Genomic DNA, 8,627 nt, shown 5'->3' with positions numbered 1-8,627 from the left:
CGTAGTTGACCAAAATGGCGATCGTTCTCGGAATAGACGTTGATGTTCTTCTGCATCACAGAAGCGAGGGAGTAGGAGAGCGGCTCTTGCAGCGGGGCAAGGCGCATCATGATCTGCTGATAATCGGGCGCCCCGCTCTGCAACTTGGTGATATCAGGCTCTATTTGGCGAATATTGGTTTCAATCAGCTGCACCAGACGCAAGGTTTTCTGCTTGTCCTGCATGCTTTTGCGCAGCTGACCGCTCAACAGGATGGGCGTTCTACTCCAGAGAATGTCATAACGCAGCATCAAGGTGTCATGATCAATCCCGCCATAGTGATAGACCTCGACCGCATTGAGGAAACGGCCGAGCTCCAACTGCAACTGCATCAGCGCCCAGGAGACATCGTAGGTATATTTCTCCATCGCTCTGGTCGCATTCTGGATCTGCATCAGGCAATAGAGGGTGCTCCCGGTAAACGACAGGATGGATACATACAGAATGACGAGCAGTGGCCACGCCCTGGTCTTTCCTTTCACCCCATGCTCCCGTGCAGTTTTTATCAGTGCTGAATGTCTATCAAATCAAGTTGCCAGATCATCATGTCGGTATATTCGGATCGCTTCAATTCCGGATATTGATCAAGAGGCAGCATAAACCAGAGCGGCCCCTTGTCACGCACCCGCATGACAGCGCCATTGTCTTCCCATGCAAGGATAGGGTCATATTTGGCGACCTTGTCCCATTCAATGCGGATCTGGAAACTGTTCAGCGCCGTCAGCGTAATGGTCTTGCCATCCGCCCCGACCGCAGCCAATACATCGGCCAGTTTCGGGCCTCTGTATTTGTGAGGTTTATCGACCCAGGGATTGCCGGTCACTATCTCATGTTGCGGCAGTGCCTGCAGTTTGGCCAGATCAAACAATACCTTGCCATCAACTTCATCTGTCGACCTGATGTTGCCACCCACTTTCAGGATCACCGGCCCGGTCAGTGTCTCATCAGCCATAACTGGCATAATGACCAATGAGCACAGTAGCGTCAGCCAACCAAACATCTTCATATTGCCCCCAAATTTGCTGTCTCAACAGACTCAGTTTAGTCAGATATAAAAAAACGGCTCGCCTTGGGCGAGCCGTTTCTCAAACAGAGCAAGGAGGATGATTACATCATGCCCATGCCACCCATGCCGCCCATGTCAGGCATGGCAGGGGTATCTTTCTTCGGCAGTTCGGTGACCATGCACTCGGTGGTGATCATCAGACCGGCGATGGAAGAGGCAAACTGCAGGGCAGAACGGGTCACCTTGGTCGGATCCAGGATACCCATGGCCAGCATGTCGCCATACTGCTCGGTGTAAGCGTTGTAACCGAAGTTGCCTTCGCCGTTCTTCACTGCGTTGGCAATGACAGAGGCTTCTTCACCAGCGTTGATCACGATCTGACGCAGCGGAGCTTCCATGGCGCGCAGGGCAACCTTGATCCCCACGTTCTGGTCTTCGTTGTCACCACGCAGGCCAGTCAGCTTGGCAGCTACGCGCACCAGCGCCACACCACCACCGGCAACCACACCTTCTTCAACAGCGGCGCGGGTAGCGTGCAGGGCATCTTCCACGCGCGCTTTCTTCTCTTTCATCTCGACTTCGGTGGCAGCGCCAACCTTGATCACGGCAACACCGCCAGCCAGCTTGGCTACGCGCTCTTGCAGCTTCTCACGGTCGTAATCGGAAGAAGTATCTTCAATCTGCTGACGGATCTGGGCAACACGGCCTTCGATCACAGCGGCATCACCCACGCCATCGATGATGGTGGTGTTCTCTTTGGTGATGACGATGCGCTTGGCACGACCCAGATCTTCCAGCGTCGCTTTTTCCAGCTCCATGCCAACTTCTTCAGAGATGACGGTACCACCAGTCAGTACGGCGATATCCTGCAGCATGGCCTTGCGACGGTCACCGAAGCCCGGTGCCTTGACGGCAGCCACTTTCACGATACCGCGCATGGTGTTGACAACCAGAGTCGCCAGTGCTTCGCCTTCAACGTCTTCGGCAACGATCAGCAGCGGCTTGCCAGCTTTGGCAACGCCTTCCAGCACCGGCAGCATTTCGCGGATGTTGGAGACTTTCTTGTCAACCAGCAGGATGAACGGGTCGTCCAGTTCAACGGAACCGGTCTCTTGCTTGTTGATGAAGTAGGGGGACAGGTAGCCACGGTCGAACTGCATACCTTCGACAACAGCCAGCTCGTCTTCCAGACCTTGACCATCTTCAACGGTGATGACGCCATCGCGACCCACTTTGTCCATGGCTTCCGCAATCAGCTTGCCCACTTTCTCGTCGGAGTTGGCGGAGATGGTGCCCACCTGAGCGATAGCATTGCTGTCAGCACACGGCTGGGACAGCGCTTGCAGCTCGGCAACCGCAGCCACAACGGCCTTGTCGATACCGCGCTTCAGATCCATCGGGTTCATACCGGCGGCAACGGCTTTCAGACCTTCGTTGACGATAGCCTGAGCCAGAACGGTTGCAGTAGTGGTACCGTCACCGGCGGCATCGTTCGCCTTGGAAGCCACTTCCTTGACCATCTGGGCGCCCATGTTCTGGAACTTGTCTTCCAGCTCGATTTCACGCGCAACAGACACACCATCTTTAGTGATGGTCGGGGCGCCGAAGGACTTGTCCAGCACCACGTTGCGGCCTTTTGGGCCCAGAGTCACCTTGACGGCATCAGCCAGGATGTTTACGCCTTCCAGCATCTTGATGCGGGCTTCGTTACCAAACTTAACGTCTTTAGCTGCCATTTTTCTTCAATCCTTAAATCAATTCGGGGAAAAGGAGGATGGATTACTCTTCGACAATCGCCAGGATGTCGGTTTCGGACAGGATCAGGACGTCCTGACCATCCAGCTTCTCGGTCTTCACACCGTAGCCTTCGTTGAAGATAACCTTGTCACCAACCTTCACGGCCAGCGCTTTGACTTCGCCATTATCCAGGATGCGACCAGTCCCCACGGCAAGCACTTCACCACGGGTGGACTTCTGGGCCGCAGTACCAGTCAAGACGATACCGCCGGCAGATTTGGCTTCAGCTTCGATGCGCTTGATGATGACGCGGTCGTGCAGTGGACGAATTTTCATCGATAACTCTCCCAAAATGAGTCTCATTGTTGCTTTGAGGAATGGCCGTTCCAGGCCAAATTAGATATGTCCCTGATGTGGGGCAGAGTTGCTAACCCTTCAAGGGCAAATACAAAAAAAATTTTTTCACGTACTATGAATATCTTCGATGGTTCACCCATGTCCGCACCCTGGTGCAAGGTCGGTTCACACCGCCCGTTTTCCATGCCAGAACCTTCAAAGCCAGCTGTAGAGACGAGCCATTGACCCGCACCAACCCCATGCTGACAGCCCCTATCCCGGTCGTACTGCGCCAGATGACGGGCCCCATGATCTTCGGCATCATCGCCATTCTGGCCTTCAATCTGGTCGACACCTTTTTTATCGGCATGCTGGGCACCCAGGCACTGGCCGCCATCAGCTTTACCTTTCCGGTCACCTTTGTGGTCACCTCGCTGGCGATGGGATTGGGCGCCGGATTGTCAGCAGTGATCGGTCACACCCTGGGACAGGGCAAACACGATGAGGCGGCCCACCTCACCACCGACAGTCTGTTTTTGGCGGTGATCATGGTGGCCATGCTCTCCACGGGCGGCGCCCTCACCATCACACCGCTGTTTACCCTGCTGGGCGCCAGTGCCGAGCTGATCTCCCTCATCCATGACTACATGCTGATCTGGTATCTCACCGTCCCCATGCTGGTACTGCCCATGGTGGGAAATGCCGCCATCCGGGCGACCGGCGATACCAAAACTCCCAGTCTGGTGATGGCGGTGGCCGGGCTGGTCAACGGGGTGCTGGATCCTCTGTTGATCTTCGGCATCGGCCCCTTTCCCGAATGGGGGATCCGCGGGGCCGCCATCGCGACCTCTATCTCCTGGTTGATGGCGATGCTGGTCAGCCTCTATATCCTGCGCCATCGGGAAGGCTTGCTGCTCTGGCGCCTCTCGCCGCGAGCGCGGTTGCTATACCACTGGCGATCGCTGCTCCATGTCGCCGTCCCCGCCTCTTTTACCAATATGCTCAACCCCTTGGCCAACGCGGTGCTGATGACGATTTTTGCGGGCCTGGGTACCGAGGTGGTGGCCGCTTACGGCGCCGCATCGCGGGTCGAGGCGCTGCTGCTGATCGTGATGATGGCCCTCGCCTCCGTACTGGCCCCTTTCATTTCGCAAAACTGCGGCGCCGGCAATCCGGCCCGCGCCAAGGCCGCGCTGCAAAGCTGCATGCGTTTCGCCCTGCTGTTCCAGCTCGCCATCTATGGCCTGACCTGGCTGCTAGCACCGCTGATCGCCAATCTGTTCAGCGATCATCCGCAGGTCATTCGCCTGATTATTCTCTATCTGCATCTGGTGCCGATCGGTTACGGCTTTCAGGGTATGGTGATGCTACTGGCCTCGGCACTCAATGGCGTCAGAGCATCCAGTATTTCGTTCTTGTTCAACGGATTACGACTGTTTGGTTTTCTGTTGCCAGGAGCCTGGCTGGGGGCAAAGCTGGGGGGAGAACAGGGGATCTATCTGGGGATACTGCTGGCCAATCTGGCGGCGGGCACCCTCGCGTGGTGGTATGCCCGACACCGCTTCGAAGCGCTGTGCCATCAGGGCAAACCCTGATCAGTCACTCGCCTCGGGTTTTCGTCTCGTCGATTACTCTTTACGCTCACTCTTTGCGCTCAAATTCGCCTTCGATGGTGGTACCGCCCTGCTTGGCGTGACCCAGATGATCATCTGACGGCGCGTTGCCAAACGGCGATTGTGTTCCCTGCTGGAAACCCCCCATCTGCATCCGGAACTGGCTGCTGCCGATCAGCTTGTCGGCCAGTTTGTTGCGCAGCCAGGGTTGCAGCAACAGCACACCGAAAATGTCGGTCACGAAACCCGGGATAATCAGCAGCAAACCAGCCAACGCCAGCATCATGCCACCCATCACCTCGCGGCCCGGCATCTCGCCCATCTGCATCTTTTGCTGGGCACTGAACAGGGTCTTGATCCCTTCACTTCGCACCAGTGAGGAGCCCAATACCGCGGTCAGTATGAGCAAGCCGACTGTCGGCAGCGCCCCAATCACTGAGCCGACCTCGATCATCACGGTGAGCTCCAGTACCACCAGACCCACCAACAACAGAAAAAACTTGCCCATATCCACTCCAGCACCGGTAAATTGAGAAAAAGTGGTGCCCTTCACAAGGCGGCCCACGCGCGATGCGTTCATCGCATCATCACCACTTTTACCCTGAATAAGTGGGGTCTTCCCTGCCCTTTTCAAGCCTCCCAAATGACACCTGCGTCAGCAACCATCTAAAAAACCGGCAAAAATTCACAAAAATTTATAATAATCATCATGATAAAAGCGTCATAACATATGTGTACTTTCCTCAAAGTAATTTGAAAATGTCTCAAATTTAGTGATCCACCTCTAATAACCGATACCTCAATTGGAGTAGTATATTGATTAGTTTTTCGGGAGGTCATTCTCCCTACCGCCCCACTCGATGTGTGGTGCTTCAGGATGAGCTGTGCGCAAGGAACTCGCGACCACTCGGTGAGGATTTTTCCATTTATCTGATTTCTGAGGCATTACAATGAGCGACATCAAGAACGTCCGCATTGAAGAAGACCTGCTGGGCACCAAAGAAGTTTCCAATGATCTCTACTACGGTGTGCACACACTGCGCGCTGTCGAGAACTTCAAGATCAGCTCTCAGAAGATTTCTGACGTTCCGGAATTCGTCCGCGGTATGGTTCTGACCAAGAAAGCGGCTGCGCTGGCAAACGGCGAACTGGGTACCATCCGTCCTGAAATTGCTGACAAGATCGTAGAAGCCTGCGACCTGATGCTGAACACCGGCAAATGCTTCGATCAGTTCCCGGTCGACGTTTACCAGGGTGGTGCCGGCACCTCCGTCAACATGAACACCAACGAAGTACTGGCCAACATCGCCCTGGAAATCATGGGTCTGGAGAAAGGTCGTTACGACGTCATCAACCCGAACGACCACGTCAACAAGTGCCAGTCCACCAACGATGCCTACCCGACCGGTTTCCGCGTAGCGGTAGTCAACAGCACCGATGTGACCCTGCACGCGCTGGAGCACCTGATCGCGGCATTCGATGCCAAGGCTGAAGAGTTCAAAAACATCCTGAAGATGGGCCGTACCCAGCTGCAAGATGCGGTTCCGATGACCCTGGGTCAGGAGTTCCACGCGTTCGCCGTCACCCTGCGTGAAGAGATCAAGTCCATCAAGCGTTGCCAGGAGCTGCTGCTGGAAGTGAACCTGGGCGCTACCGCTATCGGTACCGGTCTGAACACCCCGCCCGAGTACTCCGAGCTGGCCATCAAGCGTCTGGCCGAGATCACCGGTCGTGCCTATGTGCCGGCAGAAGATCTAATCGAAGCGACCTCCGACTGTGGCGCCTACGTCATGCTGCACGGCGCCATCAAGCGTCTGGCCATGAAAATGTCCAAGATCTGTAATGACCTGCGTCTGCTCTCCTCCGGCCCGCGCACGGCACTGAAAGAGATCAACCTGCCGGAAATGCAGGCGGGTTCCTCCATCATGCCAGCCAAGGTCAACCCGGTTATCCCGGAAGTGGTCAACCAGTCCTGCTTCAAGGTGTTCGGTAACGACATCACCATCACCTTCGCCGCCGAAGCCGGTCAGCTGCAGCTGAACGTCATGGAGCCGGTGATTGGTCAGGCGATGTTCGAATCCCTGAGCCTGATGGAAAAAGCCTGTATCTCCCTGCGCGAGAAGTGCGTGGAAGGTATCACTGCCAACCCGGAAATCTGCATGAACCACGTGCTGAACTCCATCGGTATCGTGACCTACCTGAACCCCTTCATCGGCCACCACGAAGGTGACATCGTCGGCAAGATCTGTGCCCAGACCGGCAAGAACGTCCGCGAAGTCGTTCTGGAGCGCGGCCTGCTGAGCGCCGAGCAACTGGACGAAATTCTCTCCATCGAGAACCTGATGAACCCGCAATACAAAGCCAAGCGTTTCACCCGCGAAGCTGCCGTATAAGCGAGTATGGGCCGGGATCTTCCCGGCCCATAAAGTCAGTTCCCGATTGGTCTTTATCCCCAGCCCGATCGGGAATTGGCTTTTTGCCAAATAAAAACCAAAAAACTAAAAAATGGAGTTATCGCTATGATTGGAATCGAGTTACTTGTCGTGCTCGCCGCTATCTATCTGGGGGCCCGGATAGGCAGCATCGGCATCGGCTTTGCCGGTGGTCTGGGGGTACTGGTACTGACATGGGGTCTGGGCATGCCCATCCCGAGCGACCAACTGGTCACTTACATCCCCTGGGATGTAATCATGATCATTGCGTCCGTCATCTGCGCCATCGCCTGTATGCAACTGGCTGGCGGGATGGACTACCTGGTCTCCCTGGCAGAGAAAGCGCTGCGCAAGAACCCCAAATACATCACCTTCGCCGCCCCGGTCGTCACCTATCTGATGACCATGCTGGCCGGTACCGGTCATACCGCCTTCTCCACCCTGCCGGTTATCGCTGAAGTGGCCAAAGAGCAAGGGATCCGCCCATCCCGTCCGCTCTCCATCGCAGTTGTCGCCTCCCAGATCGCCATCACAGCCTCCCCGATCTCTGCCGCTGTGGTTGCCTTCTCCGGCATGCTCGAGCCGTTCGGTGTTGACTACCTGACCCTGCTGGCCATCTGCATCCCCTCTACCTTCCTGGCCTGTATCCTGGGCGCCTTCATTGCCAACATGATGGGCAAGCCGCTGGATCAGGACGAAGTCTATCTGGAGCGTAAAGCCAAGGGCCTGATCAAACTGCGTGGTACTACCAAGCTTGAGCTGAAACCTTACGCCAAGGTTTCTGTCTGGATCTTCATCGCTGCCATCGTAGCTGTCATGGCCTATGCCACTGCCATCTCCGGTAAAGTGGGCCTGATCGCCAACCCGCCGATCCCCCGTGACGGCGCCATCATGGGCATCATGCTGGCTGCTGCCACCATCATGACTCTGGTGTGCAAACTGGACGCCACCCAGGTGACCAACATGCCGACCTTCAAGTCAGGTATGTCCGCCTGTATCTGTGTGCTGGGTGTCGCCTGGCTGGGTAACGTCTTCGTAAAAGGCAACATGGACACCATCCAGCTGATCGCTGGCGACCTGCTGAACCAGTACTCCTGGCTGCTGGCCGTGGTGCTGTTCTTCGCTGCCATGCTGCTCTATTCACAAGGCGCCACCACCAAAGCCCTGATGCCTGCCGCACTGGCACTGGGTGTCAGCCCGCTGACTGCGATTGCCTCCTTCGCAGCCGTAAGCGCCCTGTTCGTACTGCCGACTTACCCGACCCTGCTGGCCGCGGTAGAGATGGACGACACCGGCTCCACCCGTATCGGTAAAGCGGTGTTCAACCACCCCTTCTTCGTACCGGGCACCGCCACCATCGCCATCGCCGTGGCGCTGGGCTTCTTCTTCGGCGGCATCCTGCTGTAATCGCATCGCCTGCCGATAGCCAAAAAAAATCCCCGCCAACTGGCGGGGATTTTTTTA

The 8,627-nt window shown here is 56.2% G+C and carries 8 protein-coding genes (1 of these 8 running past the window's edge); 3 read left to right on the top strand and 5 right to left on the bottom strand.

Annotated elements, in window-relative coordinates; genetic code table 11:
• The 4 genes from I6G90_RS19305 to I6G90_RS19290 all read right to left on the bottom strand — a co-directional run.
• Window positions 1-521, bottom strand: partial view of a putative bifunctional diguanylate cyclase/phosphodiesterase gene (locus tag I6G90_RS19305; RefSeq protein WP_197928787.1) — the start only. The gene continues 1,411 nt to the left of window position 1, outside the view; 521 of the gene's 1,932 nt are visible here — the first part of the coding sequence; it begins with the start codon at window positions 519-521; its stop codon lies off the left edge, out of view.
• A 23-nt stretch (window positions 522-544) separates the two neighbouring features.
• Window positions 545-1,045 (bottom strand): molybdopterin-binding oxidoreductase, encoded by a 501-nt coding sequence (locus tag I6G90_RS19300; RefSeq protein WP_197928785.1) that lies wholly within the window; start codon window positions 1,043-1,045, stop codon window positions 545-547.
• A gap of 101 nt (window positions 1,046-1,146) precedes the next feature.
• Window positions 1,147-2,781 carry a chaperonin GroEL gene (gene groL / locus I6G90_RS19295; protein WP_042063066.1) on the bottom strand — a complete coding sequence of 545 codons (1,635 nt, stop codon included), beginning with the start codon at window positions 2,779-2,781 and terminating at the stop codon, window positions 1,147-1,149.
• Window positions 2,782-2,824: 43 nt separating this feature from the next.
• Entirely contained in the window at window positions 2,825-3,118 is a 294-nt protein-coding gene (locus tag I6G90_RS19290; protein WP_005340573.1) for a co-chaperone GroES, read from the bottom strand.
• A 260-nt stretch (window positions 3,119-3,378) separates the two neighbouring features.
• On the opposite strand from I6G90_RS19290, the gene I6G90_RS19285 reads away from it, so the two are divergent.
• Entirely contained in the window at window positions 3,379-4,713 is a 1,335-nt protein-coding gene (locus I6G90_RS19285) for an MATE family efflux transporter (protein ID WP_232100279.1), read from the top strand.
• Between the two features lie 46 nt (window positions 4,714-4,759).
• On the opposite strand, the gene I6G90_RS19280 is transcribed toward I6G90_RS19285, so the two are convergent.
• Window positions 4,760-5,239: an FxsA family protein gene (locus tag I6G90_RS19280; protein ID WP_197928783.1), complete on the bottom strand. Its 480-nt coding sequence runs from the start codon at window positions 5,237-5,239 to the stop codon at window positions 4,760-4,762.
• 442 nt (window positions 5,240-5,681) lie between these two features.
• On the opposite strand from I6G90_RS19280, the gene aspA reads away from it, so the two are divergent.
• Both aspA and I6G90_RS19270 read left to right on the top strand, forming a co-directional pair.
• Window positions 5,682-7,124, top strand: coding sequence for an aspartate ammonia-lyase (gene aspA / locus I6G90_RS19275; RefSeq protein WP_042063058.1), 1,443 nt, complete (start codon window positions 5,682-5,684; stop codon window positions 7,122-7,124).
• A 126-nt stretch (window positions 7,125-7,250) separates the two neighbouring features.
• On the top strand, window positions 7,251-8,570 hold the full coding sequence (locus tag I6G90_RS19270) for an anaerobic C4-dicarboxylate transporter (protein ID WP_042063057.1): 1,320 nt from the start codon (window positions 7,251-7,253) through the stop codon (window positions 8,568-8,570).
• The last annotated feature ends 57 nt before the right edge of the window (window positions 8,571-8,627 follow it).

This window comes from Aeromonas allosaccharophila, assembly GCF_016026615.1.
GTDB classification, from domain to species: Bacteria; Pseudomonadota; Gammaproteobacteria; order Enterobacterales; family Aeromonadaceae; genus Aeromonas; species Aeromonas allosaccharophila.
Note: the sequence above shows the minus strand (reverse complement) of the source record. Positions and strands in the feature narration are given on the sequence as shown.